A 14,270-nucleotide genomic window follows, 5' to 3' on the forward strand; every position below is an offset into this window, starting at 1 on the left:
GCGTGCGTTCGTACAGCTCGATGGCCCGGCCCACGTCACCGGCCTCCCGATAGGCGTACGCGAGGTTGCTGCGAGAGATCAACGTGTGGGGGTGGTCCTGGCCCAGTACCCGCACCGAGTCCTCGAGGGTGCGTTCGTACAGCTCGATGGCCCGGTCCACGTCGCCCGCCGCCCGGTAGGCGCCCGCGAGGTTGTTGCGGGAGTTCAGGGTGTCGGGGTGGTCCTCGCCCAGCACCCGCACCGCGGTGGTGAGTGCACGCCGGAATGCCTCGATGGCGGGCGCCAGCGCGCCTTGGTTCTCCCGGTAGGCGGCCGCGCGGTCGAGAATGTGAGCGGTGGCGGCGGTGTCCTGGTCGGGCTCGTGTCGGCCGGTGAGTGCGTCGACGTGGGGCAGGAGGTCCCGGCATCGGGACCAGTTGGTGGGCCGGTCGACCTCCCGGGGGAACGTGTAGGCAAGGCGGGCGGTGGCCTGCTCGCGAGCACGCTCGACATCTGTGGGTCGGCGGTGGGGGTCGCTCTCGTCGGGGGTGCGGGCGAGGGTCTGGACGAGGCGGTGGACGGTGAGGGTGCCGTCGTGGTTGTCGGTGATCATGTTGTAGGCGACGAGCCGGCCGATGGCGGTGGCGAGTTCGGGGGGTTCGGCGACGGTGTCGAGGAGATCGCGCGGGATACGGTCGGGGGCGTACCAGGCCAGGATCCGCAGGATGTCCCCGGCAGGCGGGGTGTCGGCGAGGCGGTCCAGGGTGACACGCCAGATCCGGGCGACGGTACGCGCGGAGTCGGCGCCGCCGGTGGCAGCGGCGAACATCGTCGCGGGCCATTGCGCGAGCATGTCGAGATAGGCGATCGGAGTGGTGCCGGTCTCGGCGCAGTACGCGGCGGCCTGTTCCACCGCCAGAGCCAGATGTCCCAGTTCCGCGCAGACCGCTTCGGCGCCGTCGCTCTCGCGGGGGCCGTGGTGGGTGAGGACGCGGGTGAACAGGGCGACGGCGTCGACGGGTTCGAGGACGTCCAGGCGCAGAGTGGTGGCGTGGTGGTGCCAGCCGGTGGCGCGCCGGGTGGTGATCAGGACGCGGCCGCCGGGGGTGCGGTCGAGGAGCGGGCGGATGTGGGCGGGATCCTCGACGTTGTCCAGGACCAGGAGCCATCCGGCATGGGTGGCGAGCCAAGAGATGGCGCGTTCGGTCTGCAACTCGACCGGCAGGGCGGCGAGTCCGGGGTGCAGGACCCGTGCCAGCGCCGCGATGCCCGCGTCGATTGCGGCGGTGGTGTCGGCCGTGATCCACCAGCGCACCGCCTCGGGCTGTCGGGCGGTCCAGTGCGCGGCGAGTGCGGACTTGCCGACGCCGCCGAGGCCGTGCACCGCGTGCACCACCACCTCCCCGGTGTCCGCGAACGTCGCGTCCAGCCGTTCCAGGTCATCGCCGCGGCCGACGAACAGCGTCGTGGTGGGGATGTTCGACACCCCGGATGCCGCGGCGTCGTCAGGGATGGGAGCGTACGCCTCGGCTGGAAGAGCGACCTCGGCATGGATAGCCACCGGGTTGTACTGGTCGCGCCCGGCGGCGTTGGACCCGACGGTCGCCGAGACGCCCGGCTCCGCGCCTGTGGTTGCGGGGCCGGTTCCGGCGGGCCGCTTTCTGCGGCGCCAAGGAGTCATTGGCCCTGCGCGGTCGGGTCGTTCATGTCCCGACCGGCCGCGTTCGACCCTCCCGACGCCGAAACGCCCGGCCCCGGAGCCGTCGACGGCCCGGAACCGGGACCGGTGGCCCGGGCCCGGGGATTATGCATATCCCGGCCCGCCGCGTTGGAGCCGCCCGACGCGAACACCGTCGTCGAGGCGAAGCCGAGCAGCGCCCACACCGACAGGCCCGCCGATGCGAGACCTGTCACCGCCCCCACCACGCTGCCTGCTGCGGCCGCCGTCTCAAGGTCGGCGATGATCACCAGCACGACCAACCCCACCGCTGCCGCCACACCCACGACCGCCACGGCCACCAGACAGACCTTCCGCCAACCCGTCACGACCCCATCGTCCGACGACGAGCATGATCAAGTGCGGCCAACCCGCAAACGGATCGTCTGTAAATCGTCGTCCTCCCGTCGGTGGTTCTGCGACGATCGTCGCTTCGACGGAGGGGGCGCCGAGATGATCATCCTTGATACGTGTGTGGTGCGCGGGCTCGACAACAGCAAGACGGATCTCCTGAGGGCGATCGGGTGGATGAGGTTGCGATGCCGTGGATCGCGCTCGAGGAACTCGCTGCCCAGCAGGTCGTGAAGTACCGCAACCATTGGGACAAGTGGAATCGGCTGCTTCATGGCCGATTTCCCTTTCGTGGCCCCGTCGCAAGCTCGGTGGCTTGACGGGGCTGCGGCCGCGCGGGACCGGTGGCGCGCGCTGGTCGTGGACCGACGCCACCGTCTGGCGCCCTGATCCCGGAGGTGGAGGGCGGTTCGCGTGCCTATACCGAGGGCAGGAAAAAATTGTCCGCTAGTACGAGCGCTTCCGCTCGCAGGTCCACAGACGCCCGACCCGACGTCGTGTCGCCGGACCGGGGTAACCCGCACAGGCAGTGAAAGCTGCCCTTGGCGGCAGCCCAGGCGAGTGTTCACTGCGGCGCCCCTGAAGTCTCGACGGGGCTCTGCTACGTTAGAACTGAACCCCCTGCTCGTTGCGGCGAGTGGGCGCGAGGCCCGCCATCGGCGGGCCTCTGCTTTTTCCTCGTCACGCCCATTCGAGGGGGCGCTTGACCTCGGCGCCGCTCGGGAGCCGGACGGTGTCGGGGAACTGCGAGGCGTTCAGGACGCCCTTGCGGATGGGCTTGATGAACGCGGGGTTCAGACTTCGAAGCCAGTGGCTCGGCTGCCTCGGGCACGGGTTCAGGATGCCGATGGTCATTTCGAGTTCGTTCTTCACCATGCGCAGCGGTTCGCAGAGGTCGCTGTCGTTGCTGATCAGCACGGAGGTGTCGCAGTCCGTGCGGAAGGCGTCCATGAGCATGTACGAGGCTATGTTGACGTCGGTGCCCTTCTCCTCGGTCTTGACGACTTCGACGGTGCCGGGGCCGCCCGGTGGGGGTTGTGACAGGCGCATGCGGGGGTACGTCTGGCTGAAGCGCCCGTAGTGGATCGACACCTCGGACAAGGAGTCCAGCGCCCGCAGGTAGGCATCTTGGCGATTCGGTGCGTCGGGTTGGTCCGGGCGAGGGGTGATCCTCGCGGTGAAGTACCGCACGCGATGGATGTCGCGGCCGGGGAGCAATTGCTTGCACAGGCGCACCGGGTCGAGCCACTTGAGCGCGGGATCCGCCTTCAAGCAGCCGTAGTAGAGGTTGAATCCGTCGATGTAGATGTTCGTGGTCATGCTGTGGCCTTTCGCGTAGGCATGGAGATTCGTCCGGGTTGGGCGAACAGGAAGTCTTCGGGTGTCACGGTTGTCTCGTCGGCGGGCCGCGCGGCGAGGGCCTTCTCTTCGTCGATGCTGAGGTTTAGGTCGAAGGGCGCGGCGAAGGTGTACTGCTGACGCGTCTCCAAGCCGGTCATGTCGGGGCTGTGGAGGTTCACTTCGAGCGTGCAGCGTGTGGGGATCAGAAGGCCCTCCCCGACGAGTTGTTTGCGGCCTCTGGCGACGGTGGCAGGGGAAAACCCGTACCACCGGGCGAAGGAGCGGTCGGATATGGCGAACTCGTGCTTGCGCCGGCTCATCCCAGCGAGCAGGAGCGCCTTCGCCGGAAGCGCGAGCCTGGTGTGCCAGCCGTCGGTCCAATACGCGTAGGGCAGCTTGAAGTAGATGTTCCTGAGCCCTGTGTCGCCGCCGGGGTTGGTGTACGGCTGGCCGCTGCCATCCTCCAGAAGTTTGGTTACCTTGGCTCGCCGACCGTCGTTGGCGCGCTCGATCAACCTGAGATCTTCGAGTTGCCGCCAAAGGCGTGAGACCTGCGCGGCGGCACCCTTGGCAACGAACGACTTTCCCAGGGCGCGCGACCAGGTCGTCGCATAGTGCGTGGTGCCGTAGTCCCCGCCACTGGTGACGGCGTAGACCAGGAGCAGCAGGTCGAGTGCGCTCGTCTGGCTGGTGCGGACAAGACTCGCCAAGGGGCCACGTGTGTTGGTGGTTTGCCGACCGTTGTCGACGACGCGGTCGTCTTGCTGTACGAAGTACCGGCGGATGGGGACCGCTTCGCTCGAGCGTCGCGACAAGCGCAGCAACTCCGCGATGGTCTCGGTTTGTCCGAGGGTGGGCTGATCACTCATGAGGTGATCGTGCCAGCCAGCGACCCTGTGTGTGGTCCCACTTCAAGGTGTCCGACAGCCGCTCGGAACCGTCTGGGAGGCACCCATTAAGTCATCGACATGTCTAATGACGGCTACTTGACACCACAGGCCAGCCATATCCGCTGGTCCATGGGCAGATGATGTACACGAATGCTGGCCTGTCAGGGTGGATGTTTAACGTTTCAGATCTCGATAGTTGTCTTTCTCAAAGACTTCGTACGTCGAGCCGGCTGAGCGTCTGTAGGCTCTCCGAGCTCGTGGCCAGCGCGTCTTGCCGAACCCCAACGCCCTCCGGGAACCGGAACCCACTCCCTGGCCGCATCGAGGACATGGATCGATCCGCGCAGGATTGCGAGCCTCCCGGACGCCCCCAATATTGCGCCGACCGTCATATGAGCGTCATGTCGCTTCCGGCATCCGCCCCAGCGGGTTCCTCCCTTCGCGACGGTGTAGGCCGGATGGCCTTGCCCGCACCGCCGTTCGAGCGACGGGACTCGATGTTGGGTGTGCCAGAGAGCTGGGCCGACGACGTTTCCGGACATGGTCCAGCTGCCCCTGATTGCTCCGATGCTCGCCTCCCCTGGCGCGCTTCCGCCTGCGAGCCAGGACGATCAATGGGCGTACGAGACCAAGCTCGACGGTCAACGCTGTCTGACCTATCTCCCCGGTGACGGGACGCTTGTGTTGCGGGCGCGTTCCGGTGCGGACATCACCCCCGCGTATCCCGAACTCCCCCCGCTGGCCGCGGCCTTGGCTGGGACGCGTGCCGTCCTGGACGGGGAGATCGTCGCGGTGGACGAGCACGGGCACGGTGATTTCGAGCGGTTGCAGTCGCGGATGGGCCTGGCGGCCTCGCCCGCGCGGGCGGCTCGGATGGCCCGTGAGGTTCCGGCGTACCTGATGGTGTTCGATGTCGTGCAGTTGGGCGACCGCGACCTGGTGGCCGAGCGCACGTCCTACGCCGATCGCCGTCGACTCCTGGAGGACCTGGACGTGCGGGGCGCGCGGTGGTCGACGCCGGCCGCGATCGTCGGCCACGGCGAAACCGCCCTGGCGGCGACCCGGGACGTGGGCCTGGAGGGCCTGGTCTGCAAACGCCTCGCCTCGCCGTACCGCCCCGGAGCGCGTTCGCCGGACTGGATCAAGATCAGGAATTGGCGGACCGTCGACGTGGTCGTGGGCGGTTGGGTGCCGGGCCGCGGCCGGTTGTCGGGGCTGCCGGGGGCGTTGCTGGTGGGGGAGTTCGACGCGGGCGCGTTGCGATACCTGGGCAGCGTCGGAACCGGCTGGAGCGATCGCGAGCGGGCCAGGCTCGCCGAGTTGCTGCGGGTGGCCGCCGTCCCGCAGTGCCCGTTCGAACGCGAACCCGCAGTGATCGGGGCGCGGTGGGTGCTGCCGCGTTTGGTCGGCGAGGTCGCGTACGCCACCCGTACCCGCGCGGGCCTGCTGCGCCACCCGTCCTGGCACCGGCTGCGCCCGGACCTGGCTCCGGAGGATCTCGGGTCGGGGTGAGCCGGACCGTCCGCGGTGTGCCATGTGCTGCCGCGTCCTGGTCGGTGTCGACGATCGCGGTTCGGCTATTCCGGTGTGTCTGCTGTTTCGTTCGCGAGGACGGCCATGGCGGCCTTCTTGAGGGTGTCGCGGTCGGGGGCGCTGTCGGCGCCGGCGTCGGCGCGGGCGGTGATGAGTGCGCGCATGGCGTTCAGGCGTTCGGCGCGGCAGCGGTTGAGGGTGTCGTCGTCGCCGGTCTCGGCGGCGTGCAGGCAGGCGAGGTGGGCTCGTTCGAAGGCGAGCTGGTGGTCCAGCAGGGGCTGGAGGTGGTCGGGCAGCGACGACGAATCTTCGGACATGTGTTCGACCATACGTGACGTCCGCGGCGACCCGCCCCGGGCGCTCCGCTGGCCGTGCGCCTCGTTCGGGTGCATCCCGACCCCGCGCGCCGCGCGCTGCGGGTCCGGCCGCGCCTGCTACCGCGGGTCGTGGCCGATGATCTGCGCGACGTGGTCTCCGGCGACGGCGACGACGAACCGATGCCCGAGGAGGGTCGGTTCGGTGTCGAGGTGCAGGACGCCCTCGACGCCCGCCGCCGGAACGGGTGTGCCGTCGACGATCGCGGTCCAGGCGCGGGGGAGGGCCTCGTCCTCGGTCGGCCGGTCGAACAGGTCGAGGGTGACCTCGACGTCGCCGAAGCCGGGGAGCACGAGGTATCCGTGCGCCTGGGGCAAGTCCATGCCCCGAGTCTGCGCCGACCCGCGGGATTCCGCCGGCGCCGACGCCGTGGAGGGCCTGGCGTGAGGGGTGGCGCGTGTGTCGACGGGTCGGGATTCGTCGGCGGGTGTCGGTGCGGGTGCCGTACGCGCGCGAAGGTCGGCGTGCCCGGTGTGGCCTCGGAGTTTCGTTGCCGCCGACAGCCGGAGGGCCCGCTCCGGGGCGCTCTTACGTCCGACCTCGCTTCGATGGTGTGTGTTGTTCGTGATTGCGTAAGAAGTGACCGTTTCCTTTTAAACGCAGTGCGATTAAGTAAATACACAAAGTTATGACCTGGCTGCACAAAGACGTGCCGGAAACGGTTGCATGTGCTGCGAGGAACGAGCCGTTCCCATCCCCGTACGGGCGCCTGGACAGGGCCTCCGCGCGGTGAGTGCAGAGGAGAGAACAGTGCCAGGTACGGAGACCATCGTCCCGTGGTTGCTCGTCGTGCGCGTGCCGCCGCGGGACGCGGCGGTGCCGCTGCCGCGCGTGTCGGGGGCGGGGGTGCGGATCGGCGTCGCCCACCTGCGCCACCCTCCGCCCCCGGAGGCGTCCCGCCCGGTGAGCGGCGGGGCGGACCGGGGCGGGCGGGCGGGAGGGATCGGCTCGTGACCGAGACGGGGGGAGCAGCCGGCGGCAAACCACTCACCCGCCTCGCCCTGACGTTCGAGGTGTTCCACGAGAGCCACGCCCGCACCTGGTACCGGTTCGCGCACCTGCACCTGGGCTCGCGGACCGCCGCGCGGCGCGCGGTGGAGGCGGCGTTTCGCGAGCTGCACGACTCCTGGGCGCACGCGTTGCGTCAGGGGCGGGTCGAGGCGTACGCGTGGGCGGTGCTCAAGGACCACGTCGAGCGCCGTACCCCGCGTGGGGGGACCGCGTTCGTCGAGACCGCGTCGTTCGCCGAACCGGACCCGTATCGGGCCCTGTTGCGCGAGTCGCAGGAGTTGTTCGGGGAGATGGAGAGCAGGATCGGGTTGTTCGCGGCGATCGCCCGGCTGCCCGAGAAGCAGCACGACGTGATCGTTCTGCGGTACGTCCTGGGGTACTCCGACGCCCGCACGGGGCACATTCTGGGAGTTGCGGAAACCACCGTCCGGTCGCACGTACGGTGGGCGAAACGGACCCTGGCCCGGGAGTTGGGCCTGGAGGACCCGGAGGTCGAGGGAGAGTGAACGTGCGCGGGAAGGGCGTGGAACGGACGATCGAGGACGTCCTGGCGACGGCCCGGGTCCTGGTCTGCGAGTACGAGGACCTCGACCTGGTCGCCGAGCGGGAGGCCCTCGCCCGCGACCTGGACGACGACCGCGCCGCCGGCCCGCCCTCCCCAGCGGCCGGGCCAGCGCTGCCCCGGCACGAACGCGCCGCCCGCCAACTCGCCGTCACCGACGTCCTGGTGCTCACCTCGCCCAGGGCCGCAGCCCGCCTCGGCCGCCTGGTCAACGACCGTCGGCTGATCGACCCGCGCGGCGCGCTCGTGTTCGCCTGCCTGCTGCACGTGTCCGGCCGGGACGAGGGCGCGATGTTCTGGTGGCGGTTCGCCGCCGGCGGCGGCAGCCACCACGCCGCGTGGTGCCTGTACCTCAAACACCGCAGCCGCGGCGAGGCCCGCGACGCCGACTACTGGCTGGACCAGGCCCGGGTGCTGTCCGCCCTCACCCGGGCCACCCCACCCCCGCCGTTCACACCCACCGAGGACGACCGCCCGCTCCTGCCCGCCGACGCACGCGAGACCATCCGGGCCCAGTGCGAACGCGGCGACCGACCCCGCCTGCCCCACCGCCTGGAGACCGTGATGCGCCGACTGCGCGTCGAGGGCGACGACGACTACCCGGGCGTCCCCCAACCCTGCCGCGGCCTGCCCGACGCACTCACCGCCGCTTCCCGCTGACCATGTCGCCGAAGCGAAAACCGGCGATGATCGCTATATCCGGGTCGATCCGCTCCATTCCGATCGAAGCTCGGTGCCGAGACCGGACGAGACTGTGGACTACCGGTTCCCAGACGGCCAGATCACTGTTCCCGTGTCGATGTTCACGATCTCGACCCATTCGGCCACCGGGATCTGGCGTTCGATCACATACCAATGCTTGCTCCCAAGGTTTTGGTTGCTGACGAACGCCGGATTGTCGGGCGTCCACACCGGCACGCCGAGCGACCGGAATACGTTGGCCGGGACGTGGTCCGCCTTCTTTGCCCAAACGAACCAGTGATGGGTGTCGGCCTCGGGTATCCGCAGCTCGAAGCGGATCGTCCGGCCCTCACGGAAACTCCAGGGAAGATCCTCCGGGGCCGTGGAATCCATCGTGTGCACGGTCTTGGGAGCGGAGTCGTCCGCCGACCAGCGAGCTTCGAGGACGCCGGTCGCGAGGATCTGCTCCAGGCATGTGGGCTTCGTGAAGTGATAGAGGGTTCGAGTTCGAATCACCGGCTCACCGTAGGCGACGCCGACTCGGCGGACACGCGAAATATCCATCACTCCGGGCATGTGTTGCCGGTGTGACCGACCGGCGCACTACCACTCGGTCGTGCACCTTCCGAGCACTGTGACGCAGTCTCGATGCCCCTTCCGTGCACCCGGTGCCGATCCCGTCTCGACCGGGCGCCGGATCAGCCTGCCGGGATCGGCCCGAGGTCGCGTCGATGACGTGTGATCAGGCGGCGCTTCGCCCCCGGGGACGGACCGGATAACGCGATTGCCTGCGCGGGTAGCGCACGCGTTACCTGCCGAAAGAGCCTCGGGCAGTACCCGCCCACGGGACGTCGTTCACCGCTGCTGAGCGGGCTCGGATGGTCGTGGGCCGCAGGTTGTGGTCCGGCGGCTGGCATGGCCGACGGAGTGGCCCCGGAAACCAAGATCAAAGAAAAATCTCGAAGTTTTTCTGGAAGTTCGTGGGATGCCGATGTGGGATCCCCATATGCCAGAGCATGAGCGACGTAGAACTAGTGTTTAGTCACGGAAGCCTTATGCCCAATTCTGGCATAGCTGGCCAAAATGTCGTACTTGCCCAACCTGCGACAGATCGGATCCTGGGCGAACTCGACGCCGCCGCGAAGATGAGCGAACGTCTTGTCCGCGACGTCGAACGCGTGGAGGAGATGCGGGTCCACGACTTCACCGGTGCCCGCTACGAGGCGTTCGCCGACGACGTGTGCAGGTATGGGATCAGGTTCCTCAACGCCCGGCTGAGGACGGGGGAAATCGTCGTTGCGTGCGCCGAGCGCGGGAGGCCGGTCCGCTTCACGGAGGAGGACCTGAAGACGTTCTCTCGTAGCAGGGCCGACCGCGAGGACCTGGCCGTCATGACGGTCACCCAGGCGATTCTCAGGTTCACCAAACAAGCTCTCCGAGACGGCGGATGGGACCCGCAGCGCGGGGCGTTGCTGACGACGTACTTCTGCGGCCTGTGCCTGCTCGTACTCGGGGACACCTACCGCGCGTGGCGGACCCAGCACCACGACCGCGTCATGCGATACGACAAGCGCCTGGGTATCGAATTCCTCGCCCGTGCGATCACCCCCGCAGACAGTGAACCCTCCTCGCGCCAACTTGCCCTCGCGCAAGCCGTCGTGACGCTCGCCGAGAACGAGCGCAGCCAGCACACCCGTGTCATCGTCCAAATGACCGCCCAAGGCCAGACTCAGAACGAAATCGCCGACCACCTCGGGCTCACCCGCAAGCAGGTTGAGGGACGGCTGCGCCGCTTCCGGGAGAAGGCGAAGAGCGCCCGCGAGCGCGGCACCCTCATCCCGTTTGGGCTCGACCGGTGACCGTGTACAAGGCCGTACTCGGCATGGGTGCCACAGCCCTGATTGCGTGCGCTGGCGCAGCGACCCCGGCAACCCCACAGGTGCTGTCTTCGGGATGGGTGAGAATCGCCATGATCATCGCTGCGGTGTGCGTCCTGCTGGTGTTTCTGGGGGTGCACGTGCATCACGCGTTCCTGCGCCACCGAGTCGCTCGACGCCGCGAAATCCTGGAGGACGAAGTGGTTCAGTCCGCACGAACCATCACCGACCCTGACCAACGCACCGACAAACTGATCCGACTCGTTGAGACACACTGCCAACCCTCGGAGGTCCCACCTCCTACAGGCCCAGCCGGACCGCCATGACTCGGCTGGTCGGCATGGTTCCGAAGATTCGACTGCCCTACATCCGGGCGTACGCCCGGATGTAGGGCAGCGCGGCGCGGCCGTCGGACCGCACCGGGGCGCGGCGTATCCGGCGCAGGTGCCACCTCATGGAGCCCTCCATCCGTGGGGCATCGGGTGCGCCGAAAGGGTGCGCCTTCGTCGTCGGGGGTGGTCGGTCGGGCCGGGTGCGTGTCCGTGTGCTCGCGTGGTCGTTGGGCCGGGCGTCATCGCCCGCCCGTCGTCCGAAAGGCCCTTCGCCGATGCGCCGTTCACTCCTCCCCATCACCGGGACCGTGACCGCGGTCGCGGTTTTCGCGTTGTCCGCCGCGGTGGTCGCGCCCGCCCACGCCGCGTCCGGGGGTGCGGCGTCGGGCGAGTCGGTCACCACGACGCTGCGTGCGGCGATCGCCGATCTCCCGATTGCTGCGGAGAGCCGGGACGGCTACGAACGCACCAAGTTCCGGCACTGGATCGACGCCGACAAAAACGGCTGCAACACCCGCAAGGAAGTCGTCCTGCAGGAGGCGGTCGACGCACCCGCGATCGGACCGGGGTGTGCCCTGACCGGCGGCACGTGGTTCTCGCCGTACGACGACGTCGTCGTCGCCGACCAGGCGGGACTGGATGTGGACCACGTCGTGCCACTCGCCGAGAGTTGGGATTCCGGCGCCTCGGCCTGGACGCCCGCCGAACGCCAGGCATACGCCAACGACCTGGACGATCCCCGCGCGTTGATCGCGGTCACCGCCAGGTCGAACCGCAGCAAGGCGGACAAGGACGTCGCCGAATGGCTCCCCCCGGCCACCGGATACACCTGCACGTACATCACCGACTGGACCGTGGTGAAGACCAGGTGGCGCCTGGCGGTGGACCCCGCGGAACACGACACCCTCACCCGCCTGGCCGCCGCCTGCGACGACACCACCATCACCGTCGAACGCGCCCGCTGACCGAAGTCGGGCCCGTAATCCCGCGAACGCCCGACCAGGGCCTCCACGGCGCCGACGGCCGATACCCCCACCCCCCCGGCACAACGCCCCCGAGAAAGCCAGCCATTGGGGGGCGACATGCCCCGAAGGGATGAAACCGCCCACCCGTCTTTCGTGCGTCCTCGACGCACTTTCGATGCGCTCTCGATGCACCCACCGGTTCCCGGGCGGCGCGGCCGGGTCGGATCCGCCTCATCCCGCCGCCCTCGATCCGGGCCGAGCGGGACGCAGCGGTGCGCCGGCCACGCCGCCGCGAGGACCCACACGCCCGACCGCACCGAACCGGGCCGTGGATCCACGCCGTTCGCCCCGCCGTTCGGGGCGCCGATTGAGATCGGCTTCCCCACGGCTGGCGTTACCGCAGGTCGGCGCCCCTGTATGCCACCCCGAATGGCGCAGACTGGTAAGGGATTTCACCGGTTCTCCCGCAATCCCCCACCCGCGCCCCGTCCGGCGGGGCCGGGGCCGCCCCCGGCCCGGCCGCGATCCGACCGGCGTGTTCTTCCGATCCCCGTCCGCGCGTCGGCGCTGGCTACGGTCGCCCCCATGACGACGGACGACACCCCCGACCTCCCGCGGACCTGGTACGGCCACGACCCCCGCGATCCCGACCCCGACCCCGACCGGGCCGGGCCGGGCCGGGATCCGGCTGATCGGCGGACCCCTGGACGGCGAGTGGCTGGTCCTGGTCGGCGACGACGACCCGCCCTACCCGGGCGGGGTCGCCCTCGAATCGGACGGCTGCGCGTGGCAGTACGGCCGTAGCCACTACGAGCACGCGGATCCGCCGGACGGCCGGCTGCACTGGGTCTACGACACGGCCTGACCCGACCCGCGCCCCGAGGACGCCGCCGCGGCCCGACCCGTCCCGGGCCTGCGCGCGGTGTCGGCGGATTCGCACCGATACTCGGCATATGCACGACCACGACCACGGCCGGAACCCGACGCCCGACCGGCCCCACCGCTGGCCGGGCGTCGCGCCGCCCGGGTGGCCCAGGGGCGTGCGCCCGCCCGGCGATGCGGGGTGGGAGGAGACCGCCGTGGCGTGGTTGTTCGACCTGTGTCCGCCCGGCTTCCGCAACTACGACGTGCTGCGGAAGTACCCGGTGATCCTGGCCCGGATGGCCCACCAGCACGTGACGGCGACCCTGGCCGCGGCGCGTGACGGCTACGGCACCGCCCGCCTGGACCTGCGCGACGCGATCCCGGTGCACGCGATCGACGGCGTGTTGCGGATGTACGAGTACGAGGGATCCCGCGCCGCTGCGACGGAGCGCGCAGTCGACCTGGTCGAGCGGGCGTTGGCTGGCGAGCGGTGGCACGTCCGGCCGCGCACACCCGACCCGACCGACTAGCCGACCGGCCCCCCGCTGTTCGCCGGTCGCGGGCGGACGTCGGTGTCGTACCCGCCGCTGTCCGCCCGCGGCCCGCCCGGTCGGCCTCGGGGGATGGGCCGATCTGGTGTGGTCGACCCGGCGACGGGGAGGCGCCGGACCACCACGCCGGGCCCAACGACCCGCCCGCCCCGAGGTGACGTGCCGGGCCGGTGGTGTCGTGGTGGGTGCTACGACGCGAACAGCGCGCTTGCCCCGAACTCGAAGGTCTGGGTCTGTCCGGGCGGCACGACGCCGATGACGTCTCCGGCGCAGTCGGGCTGGTCGAAGACCAGCGCGGGTTCGGGGGTGGTGTTGCGGACGACGAAGGGGAACACGGTGGCGTTGACGCAGCGTTCCGCCGGGGCGGTGTGGCTGCTCGGGGCGGCCGGGGCCGGGTCGGGGGCGGTGTGTCGGGGCGCCTGGGCCGAGGCCGTGGTGCCGGCGGCCAACAGGGCCGCGCCGAGGGTGGAGGCGATGATCACGCCGATGCGTCGCACGGGGATGCCCGCTTTCGCTGGGGGAGGGGGACCACGGCCACCGTCCCCCACCCGACACGCATACACGTCCCGCCCGCGCCGATCCCACCCGCATACAACCCGGTTGGACCAGGGGTGCGGGACCGATCGGTCCCATCCCGCCCGACCGATCGTCCGGGAGTTTCGTCCGCCGTGACCTGGTGGTGGTCGCCCACACCCCGGGTCGTACGTCCTCCGGCCACCCGCCCGCTCCTGGCGTCCGGACGCTGTACGGGGCGTCCAGGCCGCCCGACACCACGGTGTTGATCCTGGCGCCGGCCCTGCTGTCCTCGCGGGCTACCTCACCGTCACGACCACCGGCGATCCGCGCATCGACCCCGCCGGGTGTTCGCCTTCGACCGCTGAAGCCACCGGGCGGTACCGCCCGAACCGCCTCCGACCCGTCAGGGATCGGGGGCGGTTTGTTGTATGGATTTGTTGTGAGGTTCCGCGCGGGTTCCCCTGCCGGTCGCAATGCGTTCCCGGGTCCGGAGGATGCCCGGGGACCACGCGGGGCTGTGAGGGGCGCCACGAGGCGTTGTGGGGCCTTGGTGGCGGGGTGTGGCGGATCGGGGTGCGAGGGCCGCAGGAGGGCGTCGAGGGCGCTTGTCGAGGGTCCTGGTGGGTTGCCGGGGTGCGCTTGCGGTGGCTGCGGAGCCGAGCCGGTTCGGTGCCCGCGAGCTGGCGGCGGTTCGCTCGCCGGATGTGGCGGTGGGGCCGCGGAGC

The 14,270-nt window shown here is 69.9% G+C and carries 15 protein-coding genes; 7 read left to right on the forward strand and 8 right to left on the reverse strand.

What is annotated here, in order from left to right; translation table 11 throughout:
* The 4 genes from EMA17_RS52165 to EMA17_RS36840 form a co-directional block, all read right to left on the reverse strand.
* Positions 1–1,465, reverse strand: a 1,465-nt coding sequence (locus EMA17_RS52165; protein ID WP_160161703.1) for a tetratricopeptide repeat protein, incomplete at its 3' end; no start/stop codon positions are given.
* A gap of 191 nt (positions 1,466–1,656) precedes the next feature.
* On the reverse strand, positions 1,657–2,025 hold the full coding sequence (locus tag EMA17_RS52170) for a hypothetical protein (RefSeq protein ID WP_160161704.1): 369 nt from the start codon (positions 2,023–2,025) through the stop codon (positions 1,657–1,659).
* 703 nt (positions 2,026–2,728) lie between these two features.
* On the reverse strand, positions 2,729–3,367 hold the full coding sequence (locus EMA17_RS36835) for an NYN domain-containing protein (protein WP_126641541.1): 639 nt from the start codon (positions 3,365–3,367) through the stop codon (positions 2,729–2,731).
* A complete protein-coding gene (locus tag EMA17_RS36840; protein WP_126641542.1) occupies positions 3,364–4,257 on the reverse strand; it encodes a hypothetical protein in 894 nt (297 codons plus the stop codon). The genes EMA17_RS36835 and EMA17_RS36840 overlap by 4 nt, the downstream gene beginning before the upstream one ends.
* A 561-nt stretch (positions 4,258–4,818) precedes the next feature.
* Between EMA17_RS36840 and EMA17_RS36845 the strand changes: the two genes are divergently transcribed.
* Entirely contained in the window at positions 4,819–5,790 is a 972-nt protein-coding gene (locus tag EMA17_RS36845) for an ATP-dependent DNA ligase (protein WP_126641543.1), read from the forward strand.
* 65 nt (positions 5,791–5,855) lie between these two features.
* Here the strand turns inward: EMA17_RS36845 and EMA17_RS36850 are convergent, their stop codons facing one another.
* Both EMA17_RS36850 and EMA17_RS36855 read right to left on the reverse strand, forming a co-directional pair.
* Entirely contained in the window at positions 5,856–6,128 is a 273-nt protein-coding gene (locus tag EMA17_RS36850; protein WP_126641544.1) for a hypothetical protein, read from the reverse strand.
* Between the two features lie 117 nt (positions 6,129–6,245).
* Positions 6,246–6,509: a hypothetical protein gene (locus EMA17_RS36855; protein WP_126641545.1), complete on the reverse strand. Its 264-nt coding sequence runs from the start codon at positions 6,507–6,509 to the stop codon at positions 6,246–6,248.
* Positions 6,510–6,936: 427 nt separating this feature from the next.
* Here EMA17_RS36855 and EMA17_RS36860 point away from each other — a divergent pair, with 427 nt between their 5' ends.
* Genes EMA17_RS36860 through EMA17_RS36870 form a run of 3 tightly spaced genes read left to right on the forward strand, consistent with a single transcriptional unit; the run spans position 6,937 to position 8,419 of the window.
* Positions 6,937–7,140 (forward strand): hypothetical protein, encoded by a 204-nt coding sequence (locus tag EMA17_RS36860; RefSeq protein WP_126641546.1) that lies wholly within the window; start codon positions 6,937–6,939, stop codon positions 7,138–7,140.
* Positions 7,137–7,703: an RNA polymerase sigma factor gene (locus tag EMA17_RS36865; protein WP_126641547.1), complete on the forward strand. Its 567-nt coding sequence runs from the start codon at positions 7,137–7,139 to the stop codon at positions 7,701–7,703. Before EMA17_RS36860 ends, EMA17_RS36865 begins: the two co-directional genes overlap by 4 nt.
* 2 nt (positions 7,704–7,705) lie before the next feature.
* Positions 7,706–8,419: a hypothetical protein gene (locus EMA17_RS36870; RefSeq protein WP_126641548.1), complete on the forward strand. Its 714-nt coding sequence runs from the start codon at positions 7,706–7,708 to the stop codon at positions 8,417–8,419.
* Between the two features lie 99 nt (positions 8,420–8,518).
* Here the strand turns inward: EMA17_RS36870 and EMA17_RS36875 are convergent, their stop codons facing one another.
* Entirely contained in the window at positions 8,519–9,016 is a 498-nt protein-coding gene (locus EMA17_RS36875) for a hypothetical protein (RefSeq protein ID WP_126641549.1), read from the reverse strand.
* Between the two features lie 440 nt (positions 9,017–9,456).
* Between EMA17_RS36875 and EMA17_RS36880 the strand changes: the two genes are divergently transcribed.
* The 3 genes from EMA17_RS36880 to EMA17_RS36890 all read left to right on the forward strand — a co-directional run bounded on the left by EMA17_RS36880 (position 9,457) and on the right by EMA17_RS36890 (position 13,008).
* Positions 9,457–10,299 (forward strand): helix-turn-helix domain-containing protein, encoded by an 843-nt coding sequence (locus EMA17_RS36880; protein WP_160161705.1) that lies wholly within the window; start codon positions 9,457–9,459, stop codon positions 10,297–10,299.
* Positions 10,300–10,924: 625 nt separating this feature from the next.
* Positions 10,925–11,614 (forward strand): HNH endonuclease family protein, encoded by a 690-nt coding sequence (locus EMA17_RS36885; protein ID WP_126641551.1) that lies wholly within the window; start codon positions 10,925–10,927, stop codon positions 11,612–11,614.
* A 953-nt stretch (positions 11,615–12,567) separates the two neighbouring features.
* Positions 12,568–13,008, forward strand: a complete 441-nt coding sequence (locus EMA17_RS36890) for a hypothetical protein (RefSeq protein ID WP_218043187.1) — start codon at positions 12,568–12,570, stop codon at positions 13,006–13,008.
* A gap of 209 nt (positions 13,009–13,217) precedes the next feature.
* Here EMA17_RS36890 and EMA17_RS36895 read toward each other — a convergent pair whose 3' ends face one another.
* Entirely contained in the window at positions 13,218–13,526 is a 309-nt protein-coding gene (locus tag EMA17_RS36895) for a hypothetical protein (protein ID WP_126641552.1), read from the reverse strand.
* Positions 13,527–14,270 lie beyond the last annotated feature (744 nt).

It is taken from the genome of Embleya hyalina, from assembly GCF_003967355.1.
Classification (GTDB): Bacteria; Actinomycetota; Actinomycetes; order Streptomycetales; family Streptomycetaceae; genus Embleya; species Embleya hyalina.

What these genes read in the sequence shown, in the direction of transcription:
- EMA17_RS36835 (WP_126641541.1), bottom strand. Translation starts at nt 3,367, where the DNA reads ATGACCACGAACATCTACATCGACGGATTCAACCTCTACTACGGCTGC.
- EMA17_RS36840 (WP_126641542.1), bottom strand. Translation starts at nt 4,257, where the DNA reads ATGAGTGATCAGCCCACCCTCGGACAAACCGAGACCATCGCGGAGTTG.
- EMA17_RS36845 (WP_126641543.1), top strand. Translation starts at nt 4,819, where the DNA reads ATGGTCCAGCTGCCCCTGATTGCTCCGATGCTCGCCTCCCCTGGCGCG.
- EMA17_RS36850 (WP_126641544.1), bottom strand. Translation starts at nt 6,128, where the DNA reads ATGTCCGAAGATTCGTCGTCGCTGCCCGACCACCTCCAGCCCCTGCTG.
- EMA17_RS36855 (WP_126641545.1), bottom strand. Translation starts at nt 6,509, where the DNA reads ATGGACTTGCCCCAGGCGCACGGATACCTCGTGCTCCCCGGCTTCGGC.
- EMA17_RS36875 (WP_126641549.1), bottom strand. Translation starts at nt 9,016, where the DNA reads ATGCCCGGAGTGATGGATATTTCGCGTGTCCGCCGAGTCGGCGTCGCC.
- EMA17_RS36880 (WP_160161705.1), top strand. Translation starts at nt 9,457, where the DNA reads ATGAGCGACGTAGAACTAGTGTTTAGTCACGGAAGCCTTATGCCCAAT.
- EMA17_RS36885 (WP_126641551.1), top strand. Translation starts at nt 10,925, where the DNA reads ATGCGCCGTTCACTCCTCCCCATCACCGGGACCGTGACCGCGGTCGCG.
- EMA17_RS36890 (WP_218043187.1), top strand. Translation starts at nt 12,568, where the DNA reads ATGCACGACCACGACCACGGCCGGAACCCGACGCCCGACCGGCCCCAC.